Annotated in this window: 24 protein-coding genes and 1 tRNA gene; all 25 read left to right on the forward strand. The window is 44.0% G+C overall.

The features are described from left to right. The first annotated feature begins 86 nt into the window (after positions 1 to 86). Positions 87 to 386 carry a sensor histidine kinase gene (locus NFS18_RS10715; RefSeq protein WP_277613602.1) on the forward strand — a complete coding sequence of 100 codons (300 nt, stop codon included), beginning with the start codon at positions 87 to 89 and terminating at the stop codon, positions 384 to 386. Between the two features lie 219 nt (positions 387 to 605). Continuing rightward, positions 606 to 1172: an alkyl hydroperoxide reductase subunit C gene (ahpC, locus tag NFS18_RS10720; RefSeq protein ID WP_251390031.1), complete on the forward strand. Its 567-nt coding sequence runs from the start codon at positions 606 to 608 to the stop codon at positions 1170 to 1172. Between the two features lie 18 nt (positions 1173 to 1190). Beyond that, a complete protein-coding gene (locus NFS18_RS10725) occupies positions 1191 to 1862 on the forward strand; it encodes a thioredoxin family protein (protein WP_251390032.1) in 672 nt (223 codons plus the stop codon). A gap of 185 nt (positions 1863 to 2047) precedes the next feature. Beyond that, positions 2048 to 2617, forward strand: coding sequence for a glycerol-3-phosphate responsive antiterminator (locus NFS18_RS10730; RefSeq protein ID WP_251390085.1), 570 nt, complete (start codon positions 2048 to 2050; stop codon positions 2615 to 2617). Between the two features lie 118 nt (positions 2618 to 2735). Then, positions 2736 to 4238 (forward strand): glycerol kinase GlpK, encoded by a 1503-nt coding sequence (gene glpK, locus NFS18_RS10735; protein ID WP_251390033.1) that lies wholly within the window; start codon positions 2736 to 2738, stop codon positions 4236 to 4238. A 39-nt stretch (positions 4239 to 4277) separates the two neighbouring features. After that, the gene (locus NFS18_RS10740; protein ID WP_251390034.1) at positions 4278 to 4988 is read left to right on the forward strand and encodes an MIP/aquaporin family protein; all 711 of its coding nucleotides are present in this window, start codon (positions 4278 to 4280) and stop codon (positions 4986 to 4988) included. Between the two features lie 131 nt (positions 4989 to 5119). Further along, positions 5120 to 6562, forward strand: coding sequence for an NAD(P)/FAD-dependent oxidoreductase (locus NFS18_RS10745; protein ID WP_251390035.1), 1443 nt, complete (start codon positions 5120 to 5122; stop codon positions 6560 to 6562). Positions 6563 to 6581: 19 nt separating this feature from the next. Continuing rightward, on the forward strand, positions 6582 to 7844 hold the full coding sequence (locus tag NFS18_RS10750; protein WP_251390036.1) for an NAD(P)/FAD-dependent oxidoreductase: 1263 nt from the start codon (positions 6582 to 6584) through the stop codon (positions 7842 to 7844). Between the two features lie 65 nt (positions 7845 to 7909). Further along, on the forward strand, positions 7910 to 8269 hold the full coding sequence (locus NFS18_RS10755; RefSeq protein WP_251390037.1) for a DUF1667 domain-containing protein: 360 nt from the start codon (positions 7910 to 7912) through the stop codon (positions 8267 to 8269). Positions 8270 to 8318: 49 nt separating this feature from the next. Further along, on the forward strand, positions 8319 to 8510 hold the full coding sequence (locus NFS18_RS10760; RefSeq protein ID WP_251390038.1) for a hypothetical protein: 192 nt from the start codon (positions 8319 to 8321) through the stop codon (positions 8508 to 8510). Between the two features lie 164 nt (positions 8511 to 8674). Continuing rightward, positions 8675 to 10042: an MATE family efflux transporter gene (locus NFS18_RS10765; protein ID WP_251390039.1), complete on the forward strand. Its 1368-nt coding sequence runs from the start codon at positions 8675 to 8677 to the stop codon at positions 10040 to 10042. Then, positions 10026 to 10751, forward strand: a complete 726-nt coding sequence (locus tag NFS18_RS10770) for a Crp/Fnr family transcriptional regulator (protein ID WP_251390040.1) — start codon at positions 10026 to 10028, stop codon at positions 10749 to 10751. Before NFS18_RS10765 ends, NFS18_RS10770 begins: the two co-directional genes overlap by 17 nt. A gap of 159 nt (positions 10752 to 10910) precedes the next feature. After that, entirely contained in the window at positions 10911 to 11684 is a 774-nt protein-coding gene (locus tag NFS18_RS10775) for an SDR family oxidoreductase (protein WP_251390041.1), read from the forward strand. Positions 11685 to 11716: 32 nt separating this feature from the next. Continuing rightward, the gene (locus NFS18_RS10780; RefSeq protein WP_251390042.1) at positions 11717 to 12076 is read left to right on the forward strand and encodes a hypothetical protein; all 360 of its coding nucleotides are present in this window, start codon (positions 11717 to 11719) and stop codon (positions 12074 to 12076) included. A 122-nt stretch (positions 12077 to 12198) separates the two neighbouring features. Next, positions 12199 to 13635 (forward strand): L-seryl-tRNA(Sec) selenium transferase, encoded by a 1437-nt coding sequence (gene selA / locus NFS18_RS10785; RefSeq protein WP_251390043.1) that lies wholly within the window; start codon positions 12199 to 12201, stop codon positions 13633 to 13635. Further along, positions 13632 to 15578, forward strand: coding sequence for a selenocysteine-specific translation elongation factor (selB, locus tag NFS18_RS10790; protein WP_251390044.1), 1947 nt, complete (start codon positions 13632 to 13634; stop codon positions 15576 to 15578). The genes selA and selB overlap by 4 nt, the downstream gene beginning before the upstream one ends. 17 nt (positions 15579 to 15595) lie before the next feature. Next, a tRNA-Sec gene (locus NFS18_RS10795) sits at positions 15596 to 15693 on the forward strand. Between the two features lie 214 nt (positions 15694 to 15907). Then, positions 15908 to 17311, forward strand: a complete 1404-nt coding sequence (locus tag NFS18_RS10800; RefSeq protein ID WP_251390086.1) for an alanine/glycine:cation symporter family protein — start codon at positions 15908 to 15910, stop codon at positions 17309 to 17311. A gap of 149 nt (positions 17312 to 17460) precedes the next feature. Further along, complete coding sequence (fucO, locus tag NFS18_RS10805) at positions 17461 to 18606, forward strand: lactaldehyde reductase (protein ID WP_251390045.1); 1146 nt, start codon at positions 17461 to 17463, stop codon at positions 18604 to 18606. 425 nt (positions 18607 to 19031) lie between these two features. Beyond that, positions 19032 to 20108 carry a zinc-binding dehydrogenase gene (locus NFS18_RS10810; RefSeq protein WP_251390046.1) on the forward strand — a complete coding sequence of 359 codons (1077 nt, stop codon included), beginning with the start codon at positions 19032 to 19034 and terminating at the stop codon, positions 20106 to 20108. Between the two features lie 16 nt (positions 20109 to 20124). Continuing rightward, positions 20125 to 20811, forward strand: coding sequence for a beta/alpha barrel domain-containing protein (locus NFS18_RS10815; protein WP_251390047.1), 687 nt, complete (start codon positions 20125 to 20127; stop codon positions 20809 to 20811). A gap of 3 nt (positions 20812 to 20814) precedes the next feature. After that, positions 20815 to 22212, forward strand: a complete 1398-nt coding sequence (locus tag NFS18_RS10820) for an MFS transporter (RefSeq protein ID WP_251390048.1) — start codon at positions 20815 to 20817, stop codon at positions 22210 to 22212. 20 nt (positions 22213 to 22232) lie between these two features. Beyond that, on the forward strand, positions 22233 to 23288 hold the full coding sequence (locus NFS18_RS10825; RefSeq protein WP_251390049.1) for an NAD(P)-dependent alcohol dehydrogenase: 1056 nt from the start codon (positions 22233 to 22235) through the stop codon (positions 23286 to 23288). A 56-nt stretch (positions 23289 to 23344) separates the two neighbouring features. Then, positions 23345 to 24184 carry a class II fructose-bisphosphate aldolase gene (locus NFS18_RS10830; RefSeq protein WP_251390050.1) on the forward strand — a complete coding sequence of 280 codons (840 nt, stop codon included), beginning with the start codon at positions 23345 to 23347 and terminating at the stop codon, positions 24182 to 24184. Continuing rightward, a complete protein-coding gene (locus NFS18_RS10835) occupies positions 24177 to 25145 on the forward strand; it encodes a carbohydrate kinase family protein (RefSeq protein WP_251390051.1) in 969 nt (322 codons plus the stop codon). The genes NFS18_RS10830 and NFS18_RS10835 overlap by 8 nt, the downstream gene beginning before the upstream one ends. The last annotated feature ends 65 nt before the right edge of the window (positions 25146 to 25210 follow it).

Consider the following 25210-nt stretch of genomic DNA (forward strand, 5'->3'; position numbering starts at 1 on the left):
TTAAGTTACGGTTTTACTTACTTTAAAGTAATGCTATCCGTTTTTAAGCAAGTTTATAGCGGCGTGAATAATTCAGGTTTAATCTGTTGGATAATGCGGTGAAGTATAGTGATCGGGGGAGTATGATTCTGGTGGAAATCATGGAATACGAGATGTATGTCCGTATTAATGTGTGCAGCCGGGGACAGAAGATCGAACGGGAAGAATTTTCTAAATTGTTCCAGAGGTTTTACCGCGGAAAAGATGTGAAAGACCAAGAAGGTGTCGGGCTTGGACTATATTTGGCAAGAGAGATTGTCAGAGGTGAGCGGGGATATATGAAAGGAGAATATGATCCGGAGCGGGGGAATATATTTACGGTATTTTTACGTTACAGTTCAGCATAGGAGTTTGCACTTGCTGCAAACTCCGTAAAAACGTGTGCCGGAGAAATAGAATCCGCCCTTTCACCGCAGGTGAATTTAAAATAGGGCGGATTCAGTAACAGTGCAGCCAAAGGCTGAACTGTTACATTTTTACAGCTTGACTGACAAAATATATCTTGATTATAATAGGTCTGTCAAAGACAGGAGATTACAAGAACGAATTAGAAAGGAGCAAGGTATATGGGTAACATGATCAATCAGGAGATTACGGATTTCAAAGTGCAGGCATTTCACCAAGATGAATTTCGTGAGGTGACAAAGGCGGATGTGCTTGGGCACTGGTCGGTATTCTTCTTTTATCCGGCGGATTTTACATTTGTATGTCCGACAGAACTGGGGGATTTGGCAGATTTCTATGGAGATTTCCAGGAAACGGGCTGTGAAATTTATTCTGTATCTGAGGATACCCATTTTGTACACAAAGCATGGGCGGATGTCTCTGAGACAATCCGTAAGATTGAGTATCCTATGTTGGGAGATCCGGCGGGGGTACTGGCACGATTTTTCGGGGTACTAGTGGAAGCGGAAGGACAGGCTCTTCGGGGAACATTTATCCTGAATCCGAAGGGGAAGATTAAGGCATATGAAGTGCATGATATGGGAATTGGAAGAAATGCAAAGGAACTGCTGCGTAAAGTGCAGGCGGCTCAGTTCGTGGAGGAACATGGGGATGAGGTGTGTCCTGCGAGGTGGAAACCGGGCGAAGAGACGCTGACGCCAAGTCTGGATCTGGTTGGAATGCTGTAGGATAAGAGAGGTGGGATTATGATTGAACATATTACACCGGAGAGCAAGTTATTGGATGAGAATTTGAAGAAAGAATTGAGTGGGATTTTCTTAAAACTAACGGAAGAAGTAGTGCTTAAAGCGGTCATTGATATGACGACGGAGAAAGGAGTGGAGCTTGCCGGTTTTCTTACTGTTATCGAGAGCTTGAGCCCGAAGATTTCTCTGGAAATGTATATGCCGGATGAGGCAGAACAGGCTGTGGAGCTGGATACAGCATATCTTCCAGTAACGGGGCTTTACAAAGATGGACGTTATGCCGGGATTGCATTTCACGGCGTGCCGGGAGGAAAAGAAATCAATTCTTTCGTTCTTGCCATTTACAATCTGGCGGGACCAGGTCAGGAAGTCAGCAGCCGGGCAGTGAAGATGCTTCGGAAACTGGAACGAAAAATGAATATCAAAATTTGTGTATCTCTGGCATGTCACCATTGTCCTAAGGTGGTTGCCGCCTGCCAGCAGATAGCAGTGTTAAGCGGGCAGGTTGAGGCTGAGATGATTGACGCAGCGCTTTACCCAAAGCTTGTTGAGAAGTACAAGATTGAGCGTGTACCGATGATAATTGTGAATGATGAAGAGGTATATATCGGTCCGAAAACAATTGAAGAGATGACAGAAATTTTGGTAAAAATATCTAAAAATAAACTTTAAAGTTTGTGAGAATATACAGAATAGATAAAAAGTGATTGCAGAAGTAACTATTCTGTGCTATAGTGAAGCTAAATTAAATAACGTGCTGAGAGAGGAGAGCAATGAACGGCAACAGAGATGTTGTTATGTGAGTTGCCCTCCTTTTTTATATTTTCAATTAAGGTAAAGGGAGTGAAATGAATATCGTGGAACAACAATTTTATGATGCGGTGGAAAGCGATCCGGTGATTGCGGCAGTGAAAAATATGGGGGATTTGAAATACTGCTGTGTTCTGGAAGAGATTCAAGTCGTATTTATTTTATTTGGAGATATCTGTACAATTGCGGATATTGTGAAGAAGGTGAAGGATGCCGGAAAGATAGCAATGATCCACATGGATTTGATTGTAGGTTTAAGTTCTAAGGAAGTGACCGTAGATTTCATTAAGGGCAACACGATGGCAGATGGTATTATCACAACGAAGCCGGCTCTTGTAAAGAGGGCGAAGGAGTTGAACTTATTTACCGTATTACGGTATTTCCTGCTTGATTCTATGGCGCTGGAAAATATCCGGCAGCAGCCTTGCAATGTGAAACCAGATTTTATCGAGGTGCTTCCGGGAGTTATGCCCAAGCTAATCAAAGAGGTTTGTCATATAACCCGGATTCCGATTATTGCAGGTGGACTGATCAGTGATAAGGAATCAGTAGTGTCGGCGCTCAGTGCAGGAGCTATTGCAGTATCTACAAGTAATCGGACAGTATGGCTGATGTAGGTGTGATCAGCACAATGGGAGAATCATATAATGGAATTAAATTGCTATTTAGAAGGGCAGTTTATTTATAACACAACACAAGGTACAAAAGTACTGGACTAAAAAGGAGGAAAAAGATATGGCAAAGTATGTAATGGCATTGGACGCAGGAACGACCAGTAACAGGTGTATCCTTTTCAATGAAAAGGGTGAGATGTGCAGTGTGGCACAGAGGGAATTTACACAATACTTTCCACAGCCAGGCTGGGTTGAGCACGATGCGGACGAGATTTGGGCAAGTCAGCTTGGTGTAGCGGTTGAAGCGATGAATATGATCGGAGCTGCTGCTGAAGATATTGCTGCAATTGGTATTACCAACCAGCGTGAGACTGCAATTGTATGGGACAAGAATACAGGAGAGCCGGTTTATCATGCAATCGTATGGCAGTGCCGCAGAACTTCTGAGTATTGTGACTCTCTGAAAGATAAAGGGCTGACGGATAAGTACAGAGAGAAGACGGGACTTGTAATCGATGCATATTTCTCAGGAACCAAGGTAAAATGGATACTGGATCATGTACCGGGAGCAAGAGAAAGAGCAGAAAAGGGTGAATTATTATTCGGTACAGTAGAGACGTGGCTGATCTGGAAGCTTACAAAGGGGGCTGTTCATGTAACTGACTACTCCAATGCATCTCGTACTATGTTGTTTAACATCAATACACTGGAATGGGATGACGAGATTCTTGCAGAGTTGGGAATTCCGAAATGTATGCTTCCGGAAGCGAAACCGTCAAGCTGTATATATGGAACTGCAGACCCGTCCTTCTTAGGCGGACCAATTCCGATCGGAGGCGCTGCAGGAGACCAGCAGGCAGCTCTGTTTGGACAGACTTGTTTCACAGCAGGAGAGGCAAAGAATACATATGGAACAGGGTGTTTCCTGTTGATGAACACGGGCGAGAAACCGGTATTCTCCAAGAACGGACTTGTAACAACTATCGCATGGGGACTGGATGGTAAAGTAAATTACGCACTGGAAGGCTCTATTTTCGTAGCGGGCGCTGCAGTACAGTGGCTTCGTGACGAAATGAGGATCATTGATTCTTCACCGGATTCCGAGTACATGGCAAAGAAAGTAAAAGATACAAATGGATGTTATGTTGTTCCGGCATTTACAGGACTTGGGGCTCCGCACTGGGATCAGTATGCAAGAGGAACAATCGTAGGCATTACCCGCGGCGTCAATAAATATCATATTATCCGTGCAACACTGGAATCCCTTGCTTATCAGGTAAATGATGTACTGGATGCAATGAAAGCAGACTCTGGAATTAGGCTTGCAGCTTTGAAAGTAGACGGAGGAGCAAGTGCGAATGACTTCCTGATGCAGACACAGGCTGATATCATCAACGCTCCGGTGAACCGTCCGCAGTGTGTAGAGACAACCGCAATGGGAGCTGCCTATCTGGCAGGTCTTGCAGTCGGCTACTGGACGAGTAAGGAAGATGTTATTAAGAACTGGGCAATTGATAAAACCTTTGAGCCGTCTATTAAAGAGGAAGACAGAGCAGATAGAATCAAGGGTTGGAACAAAGCTGTGAAATATGCATATGGCTGGGCAAAAGAAGAACAGGAATGAAGGGAATGGATAATAGACAATTAAGAGGAGGAAATGGATATGTTACCATATATAGCAGAGTTTTTGGGAACCATGTTATTGATTCTTTTAGGTGACGGTGTAGTAGCTAACGTAACATTGAACAAATCAGGAATGAAGGGCGCTGGCTCTATTCAGATTACATTTGCCTGGGGGCTTGCGGTTATGGTACCGGCATTTATCTTCGGTGCAGCATCAGGAGCATCTTTCAATCCGGCGCTGACACTGGCACTTGCAATTGACGGAAGTTTTGACTGGGCGCTGGTTCCGGGATATATTATTGCACAGTTTGCAGGAGCATTTGTAGGAGCGGTTCTCGTATATTTGCTTTTCAAAGGACAGTTTGACGCAACAGAAGATGCAAGGAGTAAGCTTGGCGTATTTTGTACAAGCCCGTCTATTCCGAACATGGGGCTGAACATTTTAAGTGAGGCGATCGGTACTTTCGTTCTCGTATTTGCGATCAAAGGTATAATAAATGTACCAGGGCTGGCTGCAGGGCTGGATAAATTCCTCGTATTTGGAATCATTGTATCCATCGGTATGTCCTTGGGCGGACTGACAGGTTATGCGATCAACCCGGCACGTGATATCGGTCCTCGTCTGGCGCATGCGCTTCTGCCTATTAAAGGCAAAGGGGATTCCAACTGGGGATATGCAATTGTACCCCTTATCGGACCAATCATTGGTGCGGTTGCAGCAGTATTGCTTTATGGAGTGATTCCGTGGTAAAAATTATATAAAAGATTGTGTGAGAAGAGAGAGCCCTACAATAGATGCGTACTGATTACGGTGCGGGCAGTACGTATCTATTTGTGGGGCTTTCCAAAAATGAAGTGAAAGGATAAAAGGAGTGAATGGCCATGTTTGATTATGACGTTATGATTATTGGAGGCGGAGTAGCAGGGGCGGCTTCTGCAAGAGAATTGTCCCGCTATAAAGTAAAAGCCTGTGTCATTGAAAAAGAAGAAGATGTATGCTGCGGAACTTCCAAGGCAAACAGTGCTATTGTCCATGCCGGATATGATGCGGCAGAAGGTTCACTGATGGCTAAGCTGAATGTACGCGGCAATCAGATGATGGAAGAGCTTTCCAGAGAACTGGATTTTCCTTTTAAGAAAAATGGTTCTCTGGTCATCTGCCTTCATGAAGAGGATATGCCGAGTCTGCAGACGCTGTATGACAGAGGTGTTGTAAATGGTGTGAAAGAACTGCGGATTTTGAACAAAGAAGAAGTATTGGAAATGGAGCCGAATATTTCTGATAACGTGTATGCAGCACTGTATGCGCCGACAGCAGGAATTGTGTGTCCGTTCAGCCTGAATATTGCACTGGCGGAGAATGCCAATGTAAATGGTGTGGAATTTAAGTTTGATACCGAAGTGGAAGATATCAAAAGGATTGACGGCGGTTATAAGCTGATGACAAACAGAGGGGTATACCAGACGAAATGCATCGTCAATGCCGCAGGTGTGTATGCCGACAAAATTCACAACATGGTAAGTGAGAAAAGGATACACATTACCGCAAGGCGTGGAGATTACTGTCTGCTGGATAAAAGTGCAGGCGGACATGTGAGCAAAACAATCTTTGCACTTCCGGGTAAATATGGGAAGGGTGTGCTCGTGACACCTACAATTCATGGTAATCTGCTTGTTGGACCGACAGCTATTGATGTGGAAGATAAAGAGGGAACCAATACAACAAGAGAAGGGCTGGATCTTCTGATTGAGAAAGCAGGAATGAATGTGAGAAACCTTCCAATGCGTCAGGTAATTACATCATTTTCAGGGCTTCGTGCACATGAGGACGATCATGAATTTATTATCGGTGAAGCGGAAGGCGCTGAAGGATTTATCGATTGTGCAGGGATTGAATCTCCTGGGCTAACAAGTTGTCCGGCAATCGGAGAAATGGTTGCAGACATCGTAAGTAAAAAGCTGGGGCTTCAGAAGAAGGAAGACTTCATAGCAACGAGAAAAGGTGTTCTGGATCCGTCTACATTGACGAAAGAAGCAAGGGCTGTTTTGATGAAAGAAAAACCTGCTTATGGGAATATCATCTGCCGCTGCGAGATGGTGACAGAAGGTGAGATTCTGGATGCAATTCATCGTCCGCTGGGAGCAAGGTCTCTGGACGGTGTAAAACGCAGAACAAGAGCAGGAATGGGACGTTGCCAGGCAGGCTTTTGCTCACCGAGGACAATGGAAATTCTGGCGAGAGAGTGTAACATGAGTATGTTCGACATTACAAAATCGGGTGGAAATTCAAAAATTGTAGTCGGAACAAATAAGGATACTTTATAAAGGAAGGAGGATACTTAGTATGAAACAATATGATATTGTCATTATCGGCGGCGGTCCGGCGGGACTGGCGGCAGCAGTATCCGCAAAGAAAAACGGAGTTGACAGTATTCTCATTCTGGAAAGAGACAAGGAATTGGGAGGAATTTTGAATCAGTGTATTCACAATGGTTTTGGACTTCACACATTTAAAGAAGAACTGACAGGTCCGGAATATGCAGGACGTTTTATCGATCAGGCAGCAAAGCTGGATATTGAATATAAGTTAAACACAATGGTCATGGACATCCGAGCAGATAAGGTCTTGACGGCGATGAACAGAGAAGATGGATTGTTTGAGATTCAGGCGAAAGCAATCATTCTGGCAATGGGATGCCGGGAGCGTTCGCGGGGAGCACTTAACATTCCAGGTTATCGCCCGGCAGGGATTTTCTCAGCAGGAACCGCGCAGCGCCTGGTCAATATGGAAGGCTGTCTTCCAGGGCGTGAAGTGGTTATCTTAGGTTCCGGCGATATTGGTCTGATCATGGCAAGACGAATGACATTTGAAGGAGCCAAAGTAAAGGTTGTCGCAGAACTGATGCCTTACTCCGGTGGATTAAAGCGAAATATCGTACAGTGTCTGGACGATTACGGAATTCCGCTGAAGCTGAGCCATACTGTTGTAGACATCAAGGGGAAAGAACGTTTGGAGGGCATTACACTTGCAGAAGTGGACTCCAAGGGCAGACCGGTTCCGGGAACGGAAGAGTATTATTCCTGTGATACACTGCTGTTGTCTGTAGGGCTGATTCCGGAAAATGAATTGTCAAACGGTATGGGTGTCGAGATGAATCCGGTGACTTCGGGACCAAAGGTAAATGAAAGCCTTGAGACCAATATTGAAGGTGTATTTGCCTGTGGAAATGTACTTCATGTGCATGACCTTGTGGACTTTGTATCTGAGGAGGCGGCAGCAGCAGGCAAGAATGCGGCAGTTTACGTTAAAACAGGAGTGGGAAAACGCAGCGGCGGACATGACATTGTCTTAAAGGCTGTGGATGGTGTACGTTATACAGTTCCGGTCACGATCAACCCTGAGCATATGGAGGATTCTATAACTGTACGTTTCCGTGTGGGAAATGTATATAGGGATTGCTATGTGAGTGCGTATTTTGGAGAGGAAAGAGTGATTCACAGAAAACGGCAGATTGTGGCTCCCGGTGAAATGGAAGAAATTAAGTTGACAAAGGAACAATTAATGCAGTATGCTGATTTGCAGGAAATCACTGTAAAAATTGAATAGTTACAATAGATTTGTAAGTTCGTGAGAAATTAATTGCTCGTAACGAAGCGAGGAGGTATAAGAGAATGGAAGAAAGAAATCTGACTTGTATCAGCTGCCCTATGGGGTGTCCTCTGACAGTGGTGATGAATGGCGCAGAAGTGGTAAATGTCAGCGGCAATACCTGCAGGCGCGGCGAAGTCTATGCAAAAAAAGAAGTGACCAATCCGACCCGGATTGTGACATCAACCGTACGTGTAGAGGGTGGGAGCGCCGATATGGTGTCTGTAAAGACGAAGGAAGATGTTCCCAAAGGAAAAATCTTTGAGTGTGTTGAGGCATTGAAAGATGTTATCGTGAAAGCGCCGGTTCATATCGGCGACGTAATCATTTCAGATGTGGCAGGAACAGGAGTCGCTATTGTTGCAACGAAAAATGTAGAATAAGAGGGACAGTACAGCCAGAGGCTTACTGTTGTAAAAAGGAGGATCCCTAATGGGCAAAAATCTGGATATTACAAATATGAACGGAGTTACCGCTGACGAGGAAAAAACCTGCGGTCTGAACAACATGAATTGTTTGTCTGAGGATGAGGAGACGACCTGTGGTCTGAATGACATGAACTGTGTAGGAGACGATGAGGATAAGACTTGTGGTCTTACAGATATGAACTGCACAGGGGAATAAAAAGTACAATTTATTTTTCCATCATATGTTCTTACGGACTTGGCACGGATATGTGTTCTTTTGGTTGATTCAAATAGTTGTGTTTGCTACAATAAAGAAAGATTATGCTGAAAGTAATGGCGGAGGTATACCACCGATAAGAACTACATGAGGGAGGAAGAGTTGTGAGAAAAGAAAATGATCTGGGACGGGATCCGGTCGGCAGACTGGTTTTTCGACTTGCAATTCCTACTATGATCGCACAATTTGTTAATATTTTATACAGTATAATAGATCGAATGTATATCGGAAACATTCCGGAAATTGGAGACCTGGCGCTGGCTGGAGTTGGTATCTGCGGACCTATTGTAACGCTTTTGAGTTCTTTCGGAACATTGGTCGGGCTGGGAGGTTCGATCCTCATGGCAATGCGTCAGGGAGAAGGGAATGAAAAGAGAGCGCGCCAGTTGATGTCAAATTCATTTTTAATGCTGCTCTTATTTGCAGCCGTACTGACTGTTTCATTTTTATTGTCGAAAGACCGCCTGCTGATGTGGTTTGGTGCCAGTGAAGTAACCTTTGAGTATGCTGATACATATATGACGATTTATACGGCGGGGACATTTTTTGCACTGATGTCTCTGGGATTGAATTATTTTATTACATGTCAGGGATTTTCAACAATTGGGATGGCAACGGTACTGACAGGTGCGGTTACGAATATTATATTAGATCCGGTGTTTATTTTTGGATTTGATATGGGTGTGGCAGGCGCAGCGGCAGCAACTGTGATCGCACAGGCAGCATCCTTTCTGTTTGCTGTTGGATTCTTGTCAGGCAAGAAAGTACCGATAGGAATCTGTTTTGGAAATTATTCGATTAAGACGATGCTTAAAATTATTACAGTTGGTTTCTCACCTTTTATGATTATGGCAACGGACAGTGCGATTATTCTGGTGACAAATGCAGTTCTGCAGAAATATGGCGGATCAGATCAGGGCGACCTGTTGATTTCCGGTGCGACAATCATTCAAAGCTATATGATGCTGATTTCCGGTCCGTTGATTGGCATCAGCGGTGGTACACAGGCAATTTTGAGTTATAATTATGGTGCAAGACAGACAGAACGTGTAAAAAAAGCAGAGTGGAGTATTCTCAGAATGGGGATTATTTTTACAACGGTGATGTTTTTTGTGACACAGGCGGCTTCGCCGTATTTTGTAAAAATATTTACAAGGCAGGCAGAGCTGACAGAGCTTGCAGTGTGGGGAATCAGGGTGTATACATTAGGTGTGATACCAATGAGCTTTCAATATGTGCTGGTAGACGGACTGACGGCTCTTGGACGGACAAAAACAGCGCTTGCTCTGTCCTTGTTCCGTAAGACGGGGTATGTGGCTCTGACATTGATATTCCCGGCACTTTTGACCGCAAAAGCGGCATTTTATGCGGAACCGGTTATGGATGTGATGGCTGCGGTCTTGTCGACAGCGACATACTTGCTGATAATCGGAAAGCATTTGCGTCAGCGGGAAAATGCAGCGGCAAGATGAAAAATATGATGACAGGGAACGGGGAAATACTTTGAATTGGGAAACAATCGGGAAGGCAAGACTTTTTGAACAACTGACTTTAGAGCGTACACAGGAACTTTTTTTGAGCCTGAAGCCAAAGTGCATGGCATTGAAGAAAGGGGAACTGTTTATCAGAGATGGTCAGAAAGTGTCCTTTTTTGGAATTCTGGAATCAGGGGAACTGAATGCGACAAAGCTGTATAAGGACGGAAGCCAGAGTCTGATGTTAAAATATGAGCCTTCCTATATGGTGGGAGTGGATATCGCAGCTACAAAAAGGCGGAGCAGCACCTATTACATTACGGCTGTAAAGGACAGTCAAATTTACGTCGTTGATTATGATAAAATTGCGAAACCAGGGTATGTGGAAGAGACTGAGAGGCTGCTTATGATGGAGAGTGTGCTGGCCTTGATCGCAGGTGAGAACCAGCAGAAAATGAGCAAGATTGAAATACTTTCCAGAAAGGGGATGCGTGACCGAATCCTGACATTTCTGGCAATCCAGAGAAGTCTTGAAGGAAAGGATGAATTTGATATCCCTTATAACAGGGAAGAAATGGCGGAATTTCTATGTGTAAATCGCAGCGCTTTATCCCATGAACTGCGATTGATGGAAGAGGAAAACCTGATCTACTGCAGGAAAAATCATTTCCGAATTCTGGAAGCAGAATTATATAACAGAGAATAAAGAGAAGACTTATTTTCAGAATTTGTGAAATAAATGACTATATCGTCAAAATAATATTTAATTAAAAGAAGGTAAAAAGTTGGCAGAACAACTTATTGCCTTCTTTTCTTTCTATATACTGGAAACAACAAAATGTGAAAAAACATATAGGAGGAAAAAATGGGAATTTATGTAATAACAGGCGGAACAACCGGAATTGGCGCTGTAACAAGGGAAAAACTACAGGCAAAAGGACACACGGTCTATAATGTAGACTATAAGGATGGAGATTTTTGTGCAGATTTATCACAACCTGAGGGAAGACAGGCGGCTTTGCAAGCAATCCATGAGAAATTTCCTCAGGGAATTGACGGAATTATCTGTAATGCAGGTGTTGGACCGGTACGCTCGGCAGAAATGATTTTTGCACTGAACTTCTTTGCTTCTGTAGAAATGGCAGAAGGGGTGAGGGACTTATTGATTAAGAAGAGGGGCTGTTGTGTTGTGACTTCTTCTAACTCCATTACGAATCAGACTGTACGTCCTGACTGGGTAGATATGATTTCAAATGTTATGGATGAAAGGCGTGTGCTGGAATTTGCAAAAGAGATTCCGGCAGAGCAGCGTGCAAGTGCATACAGCTCCAGCAAGCATGCACTTGCCAGATGGGTACGGCGTGTGTCGCCATCGTGGGCGGTGGATGGTTTGAGGATCAACTCCGTTGCGCCTGGAAATACAACGACACCGATGACAAAGGGAATGACGGAAGCACAGATGGACGCGGCGCTTCTGATTCCGATCCCGACCAGATACGGCAAGCGGGAATTTCTGGATGCGGAAGAAATCGCAAATGGAATCGTATTTCTGGCATCACCGGAAGCGAGCGGAATTAATGGTGTGATTTTATTTGTAGACGGTGGAATTGATGCATTGCTTCGCTCAGAGAGATTTTAGATATTGTGCATGGACAAAAAAGGAGATTTAAAATGGTAAAGAAGACAAAAAAAAGAGAACTTTTAGAGCAGTTCATACATTGTATGACGATCGGAAATAATGTAGAGCTGGCAGATTTATTTGATAAATATGGCGTACTGCATGATTCTTCGCAATTGAAGATTGGCAGAGATACGATACATCTGGAAGGAAAGATGGCAGTCGAGATGATGTATCACAATCGCTTTGGGTTTAACCGCGGACCATTCCCTATCACCAGTGTAGAATATAAGGGGGATGAAATGGTCTGGTATTTTATTACATACGGCAGTATCATTGTTCCAGTCTGTGCGATTCTGTCAGATATGACAGAGGAGGGGCTGATCAAGAGAATGAATATTTATCCGTTGTAAAAGTAGTAATTATATGTTTATGAGGGAAAGAGAGAAAACGATATTAAATATTGAGAAATCAATGAATATGGGGTATATTTTTAGATAGAAAGAATCAATCTGACAGGGAGAGACGAAGAGAGATGGAGAAGAAAAGTTGGTATCGGAAAATCCCCAAAGTAGATATGCTTTTGGAGACAGAAGAACTTCAAGCAGCAGTGGAAGCGTGGGGGAGAACTCCGGTGATGGATGCTGTCAGAGAAGTACTGGCTGATTTTCGCAGACTGATTGAACAAGAGACAGATGAGAGTATTCTTTTGGACGTTCTCGAGAATCTTCCGGCAGACATTTTCAGGCGTACAAAGAAAATATGCTCCGTAAATTTAAAACCTGTGATCAATGGCACAGGAACTGTGCTGCACACAAATCTGGGGCGTGCGCCGATTCATTCAGAAGCAGCCGCTAGTATATCGAAGATTGTTTCTTCCTATTCAAATCTGGAATATAACCTGCAAAGTGGAGACCGGGGAGAACGGTATTCTCATTTTGAGGAACTGCTCTGCCGGATTACAGGGGCAGAGGCAGCTATGGCGGTCAATAATAATGCGGCATCCGTGCTTTTGGTTTTAAGTGCTCTGGGCCGTGGGGGCGAGACCATTGTTTCCAGAGGAGAACTGGTGGAAATCGGCGGTAAGTTCCGCATTCCCGATGTAATGGAAGAAAGTGGTACTATTCTGCGTGAGGTGGGATGTACTAATAAAACCCATTACGAAGATTATGAAGAAGCGGTGAATGATGATACGAAGTTGATTCTGAAAGTTCATACAAGTAATTATAGTATTGTGGGATTCACAAAGGCTGTTCCGGCAAAAGAACTGGCTCAGCTGGCAGCGCAGTCGGGAATTCCTCTTGTAGAGGATCTTGGCAGCGGTGTATTTATTAATCTTGAGAAATATGGGCTCCCTCATGAACCTACGGTACAGGAAGCTGTAAATAACGGAGTGGATATTGTGTGTTTTAGCGGGGATAAACTTTTGGGAGGTCCTCAGGCGGGCATCATCATAGGAAAGAAAATATATATTGATCGGTTGAAGAAGCACCCTTTGACAAGGGCGCTCCGTATTGATAAATATACTGTAGCTGTTCTGGAGCAGTGTTTTTTGGAATATCTCAGGGAGGAGAAGGCAGTGAAACGTATTCCGGTGCTGCGGATGCTGACAGAATCTTATGAAGAAGTGCGTAAAAGGGCAGAGAGATTAGAGCAGCTTCTTAAGGAAAAATGTCTTCCGGCAGAGATCAGCCTGTGTGACTGCATGTCTCAGGCAGGAGGTGGTAGCTTTCCGGAAACAGAGATTCCGAGCTGCGGAGTTTCCATATTGCCGGAGGAAATCTCAGTGACTTTGCTGCAAGAACGGCTGCGGAAGCTTTCCATAGCTGTGATTGGAAGGGTGTCTCAGGAGCGGTTTCTGCTGGATGCAAGGACGATTACCGAGGAACAGATACCGGAGATTGCCGCAAGGATCAAACAAGAGCAGATACTGGATAAGGAAAGGCTGACAGCAAAAGGCGGAGAGCTATGAAAAACATCATTATCGGAACGGCAGGACATATTGATCACGGCAAGACGACCCTGATTAAAGCGCTGACCGGATATAATACTGACAGATGGGCAGAAGAGCAGCGGCGGGGGATTACCATTGACCTTGGCTTCACACATTTTAATCTTCCGAACGGAGACCGGGCTGGTATTGTGGACGTGCCCGGGCACGAGAAATTTATTCCCCATATGGTGGCTGGTGTTGTGGGGATGGATCTGGTACTGGTGGTAGTAGCCGCCGATGAAGGTATCATGCCCCAGACAAGGGAGCATCTGGATATATTGAAGCTTCTTGGAATAGACAAGTGTATTCTTGTATTGAATAAGTGTGATCTGGTGGATGAAGAATGGCTGGAGATGGCAGAAGAGGAAATCCGGGAAGAACTGTCAGATACCTTTTTAAAGAATGTTTCGATTGTTAAGGTTTCTGCTGCTTCGGGAGAAGGACTTTCCAATCTGGTAGAAGAGATTCAGCGTATGACAGAAGAAGAGGTAGAAGAGAAGGATACGGCTGCCATTCCCAGACTGCCGATTGACCGTGTATTTACCATTCCGGGATTCGGCACAGTGGTTACTGGGACGCTTGTGTCGGGTGTCATCAATAAGGAGAGCAAACTGGAACTTTATCCTCTGGAAAAGGGAGGTAAAATACGCAATATTCAGGTATATGGCACAGACGAGGAGGAATGCTGCGCAGGACAGCGTGTGGCGATAAATCTCTCCAATGTAAAGAAACAAGAAGTACGAAGAGGATGTGTACTCGCTCCTGTGAACAGCATGAAGAACACAAATCTTCTGGATGTAAAACTGGAAATGCTGAAATCCTCTCCACGGATATTGACGAACCGCGCGCGTCTGCATCTCTTTACAGGAACAAGTGAGGTACTCTGCCGTGCCGTGCTTTTAGAGCATGAGGAATTGAAGCCGGGGGAAAGCGGTTATGTGCAGCTCCGGCTGGAAGAGAAAATTGCACTGCGCCGGGGAGATAAGTTTGTAGTCCGTTTTTATTCTCCTATGGAGACCATTGGAGGGGGCATCATATTAGAACCAAATCCAGGCATCAAAAAACGTTTCCGCAAAGATGTGATTGAGGAATTACAACAGAAAGAAAAAGGGTCTATTGCAGATGTTCTCGAGCTTCATATCCGTTCACGGAAGGATGCGCTTTTTACCGTGGCAGAGCTTGCAAAGCGGACGGCTTTTACAATGGAAGAAACAGAGAAAAATGTGCAGGAGCTAGAACGCGGCGGACAGGTACAGAGTTTTCCCCTGAAAAAGGATATCTATGTGTGGCATAGGATTTATGTTGATAAGGCTCTGGAAGAGCTGCAGAAGGTATTGGCAGCATACGAAAAGGAGTATCCTTATCGGCATGGTATGAAAAAGGCAGAGATTCAGACCACATATTTTAAAAAGATTAAACCAAATGTATTTGCATTAGTGCTGAAAATGTGGGAGGATAAGGGTGTGCTGAAGTGTGTAGGGGAATATGTATCCACATTGGAATTTGAGGCAGTAAGGGATGGGAAATTTGACAAGGTATCCAGACAGCTTTTAGATATTTTCGGAAAAGCAGGATATGAGTTTGTTAAATATTCCGAGCTTGTACTGGAGGGAGTATCAGGAGAAGTAAAGGATGACATTTTGAATATTTTGTGTGAAGACGGCAGTGTAGTGAAAGTTTGTGATGACTGTTATAGTCTGCCGGATTATATGGATTCGGCAAAAAAACGGATTGCGGAGATGCTGTCGGCAAATCCTGTTATATCAATTTCACAGGTAAGAGATGCATTTAAAACAAGCAGAAAATGTGCAAAGCAGATTCTGGAATACACCGATTCAATGAAAATTACGCGAAAGACGAGTGCAGAGAGTGAATGGACTATAAGAACCGAGATTTTTATTGATGACATAAAAATAATATAATCTTAAATTATTTATATGCAGGCGGTCGGGTAACTGGTGTGCCTCCTGGTCTTCAAAACCAGTGCGGGGCGTTAGGAGCGTCCTGGGTGGGTTCGATTCCCACACGTCTGCGCCAAAGGCAATCAACTCTGCGTATTTATTGCGCTGACTGTAACAATAGTGTTGCAGTATTTGGGTTATCTGCTTGTCAATAGAAGCTGTCTTATGATAGAATAATGAAGTAACGTCGGTGCGTGAAAGGGCGCAGAACACCCTTTATACACCGATGTTCTATTATATAGAGTTTATTTTCTACAAAGGAAAAAGAGAGAAGCAGGAGGTATGTGGCATTGTTCGCAGAGATTATTGGAACGTTAAGTAACTGGCTGTATAGCTATATTCTGATCATCCTTCTTATAGGAGCCGGAATTTTCTTTACAGTCCGAACCAAATTTGTACAGTTTAAGTTTCTGAAAGAGGGACTTAAGGTAGTTATGGAGCCGAAGTCTGATGAAAAGGCGATTTCTTCTTTTCAGGCGTTGATGGTATCTACCGCGTCCCGTGTAGGGACAGGGAATATTGCAGGTATTTCTACGGCGCTTTGTATCGGCGGAGCGGGTGCCATGTTTTGGATGTGGCTGATTGCGCTGCTGGGAAGTGCGTCTGCATTTGTAGAAAGTACACTTGCGCAGATTTACAAGAGAAAGGCAGAAGACGGAAGTTCATACGGCGGCCCGGCATATTATATTCAGACGGTACTGAAAAAGAGATGGCTGGGAATTTTATTCGCAGTTGTTTTGATCGCAACGTATATGGTCGGATTTAATATGGTTGCTTCTTTTAATATTTCAGATTCTTTCCGCAGATATGATTTCTTTAATCCGTCAAGGACACCTCTTCTGGTAGGGGTTGTTCTGGCAGTGATTTTCGGAATTTGTATCTTCGGAGGGAGTAAAAGAATTTCCAGGATTACAGGAGTCCTTGTTCCGATCATGGGACTGGCATATATGGTAGTTGCATTGTTTGTTGTTCTGACACATATCAATCTGGTTCCGGCTGTATTTGCTGCGATCTTCAAAGGTGCTTTTGACATTCAGGCAATCTTCGGCGGATTTGCAGGATCTGCGATTATGCAGGGAATCAAACGTGGATTGTTCTCTAATGAGGCTGGTGTTGGTTCTGCTCCGAATGCAGCGGCTTCCGCGGGTGTTTCTCATCCGGTAAAACAGGGACTTGTACAGATGTTGTCTGTTTATATTGATACAATTTTGATCTGCAGCGCAACGGGATTTATGCTTCTGTGCTCAGGTGTTCAGCCGGAGGAAGGAATGGCGGGTATGCCGTATGTGCAGGAAGCAGTAGCAGGTTCTCTTGGCGGATTCGGAAGTGTATTCATCACGATCGCACTGTTCTTGTTTGCATTTACCACATTGATCGGGAACTTCTACTATGCCGAGATGGGACTTCGCTATATCTGCGATAAGACACCGGAGAAGGTGCTTCTGGCAGTATTCCGTATGGCAGCAGTTCTTGTTGTGTGCGTAGGCGCGACAATGGACTTCAGCGTTGTATGGGATACCGCAGATGTCTTGATGGGACTGATGGCTCTGATCAATATTCCGGTTATTATTCTTCTTAGTAAACCGGCGGTACAGTGTCTTAGGGATTACCAGAAGCAAAGACAGGAAGGTAAGAATCCAGTCTTTAAGGCAAAGAATATCAATCTTGAAACCAAGACAGATTTTTGGAATTAAGAGATTTAGTAAAGTAAATAATTTACAACAAAACAGTTTGGATAATAGCGCTAGAAGTGTTACTGTTCAGGCTGTTTTTTATTGCTATATGAAATACAAAGGTGGTAAAATATAGGCATATTATTGAATGAAAAGGGAGAGTGGACGACATGGCAAACAGAATAATGCTGAACGAGACATCTTATCACGGAGCAGGAGCGATTCAGGAAATTGCAAATGAAGCAAAGGCAAGAGCCTTTCAGAAAGCCTTCGTGTGTTCTGACCCGGATTTGATTAAGTTCGGTGTGACAGGAAAAGTGACAAAGGTACTTGATGAAGCAGGATTGGCTTATGAGACTTATTCAGACATCAAGGCAAATCCGACGATTGAAAATGTACAGAACGGTGTAGCTGCTTTTAAGAAAGCTGAGGCGGATTATATCGTAGCAATCGGCGGCGGCTCATCCATGGATACGGCAAAGGCAATCGGTATTATCATTGCCAATCCAGAATTTGAGGATGTGAGAAGTCTGGAAGGGGTAGCTCCGACGAAGAAACCTTGTGTGCCGATCATTGCAGTTCCGACAACGGCAGGAACCGCGGCAGAGGTTACGATCAATTATGTTATCACGGATGTGGAGAAAAAGAGAAAATTTGTCTGTGTGGATCCGCATGATATGCCGATCATCGCAGTGGTAGACCCGGATATGATGTCTTCTATGCCGAAGGGTCTGACTGCTTCTACAGGTATGGATGCTCTGACACATGCGATTGAAGGATACACAACCAAGGGCGCATGGGAGATGACAGATATGTTCCATTTAAAGGCAATCGAGATTATCGGCAAATCGTTGAGAGGCGCGGTTGAGGGTGAGAAAGAGGGACGTGACGGCATGGCTCTCGGACAGTATATTGCAGGTATGGGATTCTCCAATGTAGGTCTGGGGATCGCACATTCTATGGCACATACACTTGGCGCAGTATATGATACTCCGCATGGTGTTGCCTGCGCAATGATGCTTCCGATTGTTATGGAGTACAATGCAGACTGTACAGGAGAAAAGTACAGGGAAATTGCAAGAGCAATGGGAGTAAAAGGTGTAGATGAGATGTCTGTGGACGAATACAGAAAGGCGGCAGTTGACGCAGTTCAGAAGCTGTCTGTAGACGTAGGGATTCCGACGAAACTGGAAGCGTTAAAGGAGGAGGATTTACAGTTCTTAGCGGAATCTGCACACGCAGATGCATGTGCGCCGGGTAATCCGAAAGATGCAAGTGTAGAAGATTTAAAAACATTGTTTAGAAAACTGATGTAGGAAATTGTAACAGTTCAGCCTAGGACTTTACATTTACTGTGAAGTCCGCAAGATTCTGTGACTATGAAGAAGCAAGGCTGAATAGACAAATATAGATTGAAGAGACCGCTGCCAGAGATGGAGATTTCTGGCAGCGGTCTTTTTTAGAGTTCTTAATTCTGGCATTATGTAAAATCTGTGTTTCTTCAAAACAAAGATGTGAAAAATATACAAAATATCAGCATTTAAGGACGTGTAGATACTATAAAATCTGTGAATAAATTGTACAAATTCACAAAAAATCTTCAAAACAAAGAAAAATATTGACTGAAACAGAAAAATGAGATAAACTGTAAACAAATAAAAAAGTTCCTGGCCGGAAACAAATACATTTTTAACACACAGGGCAACCTGAACCTAGAATGGAAAAAGAGGAGAATGAGAAGATGAAAGCATTGGCAAGATATGGAAAAGCATTTGGTGGGTATCGTTTGATTGATGTTCCGAAACCGACATGTGGTCCGGAAGATATTATCATTGAGATAAAGGCTGCGGCAATCTGCGGAGCGGATATGAAACACTACAAAGTGGATAACGGCTCTGATGAATTCAACTCCATCCGTGGACATGAGTTTGCAGGTGAAATCGTAGAAGTTGGCGAGAAGGTAACAGACTGGAAAGTAGGACAGCGGGTTGTATCTGACAACAGTGCTCATGTGTGTGGTGTCTGTCCGGCATGTGAACAAGGCGATTTCCTTTGCTGTGAGAACAAAGTTAATTTAGGACTTGATAATAATACATGGGGCGGCGGTTTTTCAAAATACTGCAAGGTTCCGGGTGAAATTTTAAGAATTCACAAACATGCAATCTGGGAAATCCCGGAAAATGTAAAATATGAAGAAGCAGCAGTTCTTGATCCAATCTGTAACTCTTATAAAGCAATCGCCCAGCAAAGCCATCTTCTTCCGGGACAGGATGTGGTTGTATTCGGAACAGGTCCGCTCGGATTGTTTGCGGTACAGGTTGCCAGAATCATGGGAGCTGTCAATATCGTTATGGTTGGTCTTGACGAGGATGTTCCGGTTCGTTTCCCGGTAGCTATGGAATTGGGAGCTACACACTGTGTGAATGGTTCTAAGGAAGACGTTGTTAAGAGATGTACGGAAATTTGCGGAAGAGACAATCTGGGATTGGTTGTTGAATGTTCAGGAGCCAATATCGCTCTGAAACAGGCAATCGAAATGCTTCGACCGAACGGAGAAGTTGTCCGTGTTGGAATGGGATTCAAACCGCTGGAGTTCTCAATTAATGATATTACATCATGGAACAAGAGCATTATCGGGCATATGGCGTATGATTCCACCTCATGGAGAAATGCAATCCGGTTGCTTGCATCGGGACAGATTAAGGTAGAGCCGATGATCACTCACAGGCTTGGACTGTCACAGTGGGAGGAAGGCTTCGAGGCAATGGCTAAGAAGGAAGCAATTAAAGTAATCTTTACATATGACTATGAGGATTGATCAGCGGGGGATTGTTATGGAAAAGAAATTACTTCTTGCACCTTCAATGGGATGTTGCGATTTGTTTGATTTTGAGCATCAGGTGAAATATATCGATGAACATGCGGATTTCCTACATATTGATATCAAAGACGGAAATTATGTAAAAACATTCGGTGTGGGGCCTGATTTTATGGAAACTTTAAAGAAGGTCGTTAAGAAACCAATGGATGCACATTTGATGGTAAAACATCCGCAGGATTACATCGAAGCGTGTGCAAAGGCTGGAGCAGCTTACATTACGCCGCATACAGACTGCATTGAAAGCGATGCATTTGTTACCATCAATAAGATTATATCACTCGGATGCAAAGCCGGAATCGCAATGAATCCGGCAGCTCCGCTGGAGGCAATCCGCTATTATCTGCCACTGCTGTCCAAGGTGACGATTATGATCGTAGATGCCGGATATGCGGGACAAAAGGTAATTACACAGATGTATGACAAAATCTGTACACTTGTGAAATGGAGAGAAGAGATGGGGCTTGATTTCCTGATCGAGGCGGATGGCTCGATGAATGCGGGTGTATATGCACCACTTTATGAAGCGGGTGCGGATATGGTTGTGTTAGGTCCGCCGGCTCTCTGGAATAAGGCTGAAGATATCGAAGAAGCATGGAGAATTATGGAACAGGAAGTAAAAAGTGAACTTGCGGATAAATAAAGAATGAGATTAAGAAAGGGAAATATCATGGAAACGAGAAAAAGCGCAAATATCGGAGCGAGACTTGACCGCCTTCCGAATTCGGGATGGCACGTAAAAATGTGGCTGGTTACAGCCTTTGCACTGCTGGTATGCTGGTCTAACGGAATCGGCGGAGCTGTACAGAATATTTTGTTGAACGAACTTCACTGGCTTGAACCAGGAACCACTCTTTTGGCAATGTGGGGAACTACATATACAGCAGGACAGCTTTTTGGAGCTTTGATCGGAGGACCGATCGGGGATAAGATCGGACGTAAGAAAAGTATTCTTTTGTACGAGATTATTCACATTATTGCTATGATAGGCGGAGCAGCAGCACCAAATGTTTATGTACTGTATGTGTTCCGTTTGGCACAGGGATTCGGACTGGGCGCTCTTCTGGTAGTTTTGTTTGCCGGATTTACAGAATATGTACCGGGAAAGAACCGCGGCGTATGGTCCAGCCGTAACTCTTTTATCGGAAACTGGGCACATCCGCTGTGCAATGGTATTGCATTGCTGATCGTATCTACAGGTATCAGCTATAATATGAACTGGAGAGTTCAGTATATGATTCCATCTATTCTCTCTATCATTGCATCTTTCCTGATTGCAAAGAAGTTCCCAGAGTCTCCGAGATGGTTAGAAGCACAGGGAAGAGTAGAAGAAGCAGATACTATCATGACTCGGATTGAAAAAGAAATCGAAGCTTCCACAGGAAAAAAGCTTCCGGAAGTAACAGAAGCTCCCAAACCTGTAAAACAGCTTCCGTATTCCGCATTGTTCAAAGGAAAATTGTTAAGAAGAACAATCGTAGGTTCTCTTGTATTGATTGGTATGAACACAATTCAGTATACATTGATGAACTGGATGCCGTCTCTGCTTAGATCGCTTGGATATGATACATCACAGTCGCAGTTTATGACAATGTTTGGTCTGTTCGGAGCTCCGTTCGGGATATTCCTTGCATCACTGTACATGGATAAGATTTCCAGAAAACTGACAGGCGTCCTGCTTTTACTTGGTATGGCGGTAATGGGTATTATTACATCACAGCAGACAACAATGACAGCATTGATCGTAACAACATTTATCCTGAACACGATTATTTACATGTATGTATGTTATGCATCTGCCGTATACGTTCCGGAAATGTGGCCTACGTCAGCAAAAATGTCCGGTTCTGGCTTTTGTAACGCAATGGGGCGTGTAAGCAATATCTTCTTCCCGTTCCTAGTAACAAGTGTTGCGGCTTCTGTCGGAAGCAATGGTGTATTTGTGCTGATTACAATTGTTGCAGTTATTATAGCAGTAGGCGTATTCTTCTTTGGTGTTGAAACGAGAGGGGAATCTGTAGAAGACATCGGAAATGTTGATTAACCAGAAAGGAAGTAAGCAAAATGAAGAACTCAGAAGCAATTTTAGTAACTCCAAAGCATTTTGAAATACAAGAATATCCAGTTCCAGAGCCGAAGGAACATGAAATTCTTATGAAAGTAGAATATGTGGGAATGTGTGGTTCTGATATTCACGGATTTGAGTTCGGACCATTTATCCCTCCGAAGGATCCGAATCAGAAAATCGGACTTGGTCATGAGGTGGCAGGAGAGGTCATTAAAGTCGGAGCAAAAGTTACAAAGTTCAAAGCAGGAGATAAAGTGCTGATCGAGCCGGGTGTGCCGGACGACACATGTGAGTATTGCCGTACAGGCCGTTACAATATCTGTCCAGGTGTTGACTTTATGGCGACACAGCCGAATTATAAGGGTGCGCTGACGCAGTACATGACTCATCCAGAAGAGTGGACCTATCATATTCCAGAAGGCATGACAACACTGGAGGGCGCTCTGGTAGAGCCTGCGGCAGTTGGAATGCATGCAGCAGTTCTGGGTGGAGCAACAGTGGGCAAGAGCATCGTGATTCTCGGTGCAGGCGCGATCGGATTGATGGTATTGCAGGCGTGTGTCAGCCTTGGGGCAAAGGATATTACAGTTGTTGATGTGATCGAGAAACGTCTGGAGCTTGCAAAGAAGCTGGGAGCTGCACGAGTTATCAACGGAAAAGAGCAGGATACAGTTGCCGTACTGCGGTCTGAGGAACTGTACGGAGATCATGGCATTGATCTTGTATTTGAGGCTGCGGGAGCAGTATTTACGGCGCAGCAGGCAGTACAGCTTGTAGCACGCGGCGGTAAGATTATGATGGTTGGCACCCAGTCCAAACCAGTTCCGATTGATTTCCTGAAAATTAACCGAGAGGTAACGATCCAGACATCTTTCCGGTATTGCAATAACTTCCCGCAGACGATCGAAGCAATTGCATCAGGAAGATTTAACGTAAAAGATATGGTAACAAATGTGTATGATTACAAGGATGTACAGATGGCATTTGAAGAGGCAATTGACCCGGTGAAGAAAACAGAAATGGTTAAGGGCGTAGTTAAAGTAGCGGATTAATTTAATGAAACTGTAGTTTGCACTCGGGCAGTTTTAAAATAGAAAAGGAGAAAATTATGATTTCAGATATCAGATATTGGGAAAAGAAAGCAAGTGCAGGACGTTATGCGATTCCTCATTTTAACGTATGGAATGCAGAGATGCTTATGGGTGTAATAGATGCAGCAGAGGAATTACGTGCGCCGATTATTATTTCATTTGGCACAGGATTTACAGGCAATACTTCATTTGAAGATTATTGCTATATGATGGAATCCATGGCAAAGAAAGCAACTGTTCCGGTTATTCTTCACTGGGACCACGGCCGTAACATGACGATACTCCAGAATGCCGTAAATCACTGCATGAATTCTGTTATGCGAGATGCTTCTGCTCTTCCATATGAGGAAAATGTAGCGGAAATCAGAAGATGCGTAGATTATTTTCATGCATATAACATTCCTGTAGAAGCAGAGCTTGGACATGTAGGAAATGAGACCGTTTATGAGGAGGCATTATCAGAGTATCACTATACAGACCCGAAGCAGGCAAAGGATTTTGTAGACAGAACAGGCTGTGATTCTCTGGCAGTAGCAATTGGAAACGTACATGGTGTTTATACCTCTGAGCCAAAGCTGGACTTTGACATACTGGAAGAAGTTGCAAAAACAGTTGATGTTCCGCTTGTGCTTCATGGTGCATCAGGCATTGGCGATGAAGATATCAAGAAGGCAATTTCTCTTGGTATTGCAAAAATTAACATTCATACAGAGCTTTGCCAGGCAGCTATGGAAGCGGTTAATGAGCACAAAGATGAGCCGTTTTTAGCAGTTGAACGTGCAGTAAGGCAGGCAGTAAAAGAACGTGCAATGTATAAGATTAAATTATTCGGTGACGACGGAAGGGCTGATGAATAAAGTGAGTAAAGAAATGGATGTAATCATTATCGGGGCGGCGATCGTAGACCTGCCGCTTAGGCCAGTCAGCAAAGAAGTGTTTGATGTAGTATCTTATCCTGTGGATGGAATTGCAATGACCATCGGCGGAGATGCGATCAACGAGTCTACAATCATTACAAGACTGGGGCATAGGGTTGCACTGATGAGCTGTATCGGTGTTGATGTAGCAGGCGCGTTTGTAATGAGCCATTGTGAGAGAACCGGTATTGATACAAAGTACATTAAGCAAGATCCGGCTATTGATACTTCAATTAATGTAGGACTGGTAGCCGCAGACGGTGAACGTACATTTATTACAAACCGTCAGGGCAGTTTGTGGAAATTCAAATATGACGACTTAGATATGTCTGCATTAAAAGGGGCAAAGATTCTTTCTTTTGCAAGCATTTTCAATAACCCGCTGTTTGATAACGACGCACTGGTCCGTGTGTTTTCAAAGGCAAAAGAAGAAGGTATGATTATCTGTGCAGATATGGTTTCGCCGCGGCTTAACGAAAAACTGGAGGATATTACAGAGGCGCTTGGATATGTAGATTATTTCTTCCCGAACTTTGAGGAAGCCAGTGAGATGACAGGTGAGACAGATGAAGCTAAGGTTGCTGATAAATTATTTGCATGCGGCGTGAAAAACGTAATCATGAAAATCGGAAAAAGAGGATGCTATATCCGTAATGCGGAAGGTTCTATGGTTGTTCCGGCATGCAAGGGCGTGACAGCAATTGATACGATCGGTGCAGGAGATAATTTTGCATCAGGTTTTATCACTGGTCTTCTGGAAGGTAAAGATATCCGGGAATGTGCTGTGTATGCAAACTGTACTGCAGCAGTTTCAGTTCAGTATGTGGGAGCGACCGGTGGTGTCAAAGACAAAGCAATTGTAGATGAGATGCTTGCAAAATACCGCGAAGACTACAAATAATGTTGGTTAAATGGCAACAGTGCAGGCGTAAGGCTGAACGGTTACGTTAAGTGAGTGGTTAAGAA

The sequence above is a fragment of the Mediterraneibacter agrestimuris genome (assembly GCF_943193195.1).
GTDB classification, from domain to species: domain Bacteria; phylum Bacillota; class Clostridia; order Lachnospirales; family Lachnospiraceae; genus Schaedlerella; species Schaedlerella agrestimuris.

What these genes read in the sequence shown, in the direction of transcription:
- ahpC (WP_251390031.1), top strand. Translation starts at nt 606, where the DNA reads ATGGGTAACATGATCAATCAGGAGATTACGGATTTCAAAGTGCAGGCA.
- NFS18_RS10725 (WP_251390032.1), top strand. Translation starts at nt 1,191, where the DNA reads ATGATTGAACATATTACACCGGAGAGCAAGTTATTGGATGAGAATTTG.
- glpK (WP_251390033.1), top strand. Translation starts at nt 2,736, where the DNA reads ATGGCAAAGTATGTAATGGCATTGGACGCAGGAACGACCAGTAACAGG.
- NFS18_RS10740 (WP_251390034.1), top strand. Translation starts at nt 4,278, where the DNA reads ATGTTACCATATATAGCAGAGTTTTTGGGAACCATGTTATTGATTCTT.
- NFS18_RS10745 (WP_251390035.1), top strand. Translation starts at nt 5,120, where the DNA reads ATGTTTGATTATGACGTTATGATTATTGGAGGCGGAGTAGCAGGGGCG.
- NFS18_RS10750 (WP_251390036.1), top strand. Translation starts at nt 6,582, where the DNA reads ATGAAACAATATGATATTGTCATTATCGGCGGCGGTCCGGCGGGACTG.
- NFS18_RS10755 (WP_251390037.1), top strand. Translation starts at nt 7,910, where the DNA reads ATGGAAGAAAGAAATCTGACTTGTATCAGCTGCCCTATGGGGTGTCCT.
- NFS18_RS10760 (WP_251390038.1), top strand. Translation starts at nt 8,319, where the DNA reads ATGGGCAAAAATCTGGATATTACAAATATGAACGGAGTTACCGCTGAC.
- NFS18_RS10770 (WP_251390040.1), top strand. Translation starts at nt 10,026, where the DNA reads ATGCAGCGGCAAGATGAAAAATATGATGACAGGGAACGGGGAAATACT.
- NFS18_RS10775 (WP_251390041.1), top strand. Translation starts at nt 10,911, where the DNA reads ATGGGAATTTATGTAATAACAGGCGGAACAACCGGAATTGGCGCTGTA.
- NFS18_RS10780 (WP_251390042.1), top strand. Translation starts at nt 11,717, where the DNA reads ATGGTAAAGAAGACAAAAAAAAGAGAACTTTTAGAGCAGTTCATACAT.
- selA (WP_251390043.1), top strand. Translation starts at nt 12,199, where the DNA reads ATGGAGAAGAAAAGTTGGTATCGGAAAATCCCCAAAGTAGATATGCTT.
- selB (WP_251390044.1), top strand. Translation starts at nt 13,632, where the DNA reads ATGAAAAACATCATTATCGGAACGGCAGGACATATTGATCACGGCAAG.
- fucO (WP_251390045.1), top strand. Translation starts at nt 17,461, where the DNA reads ATGGCAAACAGAATAATGCTGAACGAGACATCTTATCACGGAGCAGGA.
- NFS18_RS10810 (WP_251390046.1), top strand. Translation starts at nt 19,032, where the DNA reads ATGAAAGCATTGGCAAGATATGGAAAAGCATTTGGTGGGTATCGTTTG.
- NFS18_RS10815 (WP_251390047.1), top strand. Translation starts at nt 20,125, where the DNA reads ATGGAAAAGAAATTACTTCTTGCACCTTCAATGGGATGTTGCGATTTG.
- NFS18_RS10820 (WP_251390048.1), top strand. Translation starts at nt 20,815, where the DNA reads ATGAGATTAAGAAAGGGAAATATCATGGAAACGAGAAAAAGCGCAAAT.
- NFS18_RS10825 (WP_251390049.1), top strand. Translation starts at nt 22,233, where the DNA reads ATGAAGAACTCAGAAGCAATTTTAGTAACTCCAAAGCATTTTGAAATA.
- NFS18_RS10830 (WP_251390050.1), top strand. Translation starts at nt 23,345, where the DNA reads ATGATTTCAGATATCAGATATTGGGAAAAGAAAGCAAGTGCAGGACGT.
- NFS18_RS10835 (WP_251390051.1), top strand. Translation starts at nt 24,177, where the DNA reads ATGAATAAAGTGAGTAAAGAAATGGATGTAATCATTATCGGGGCGGCG.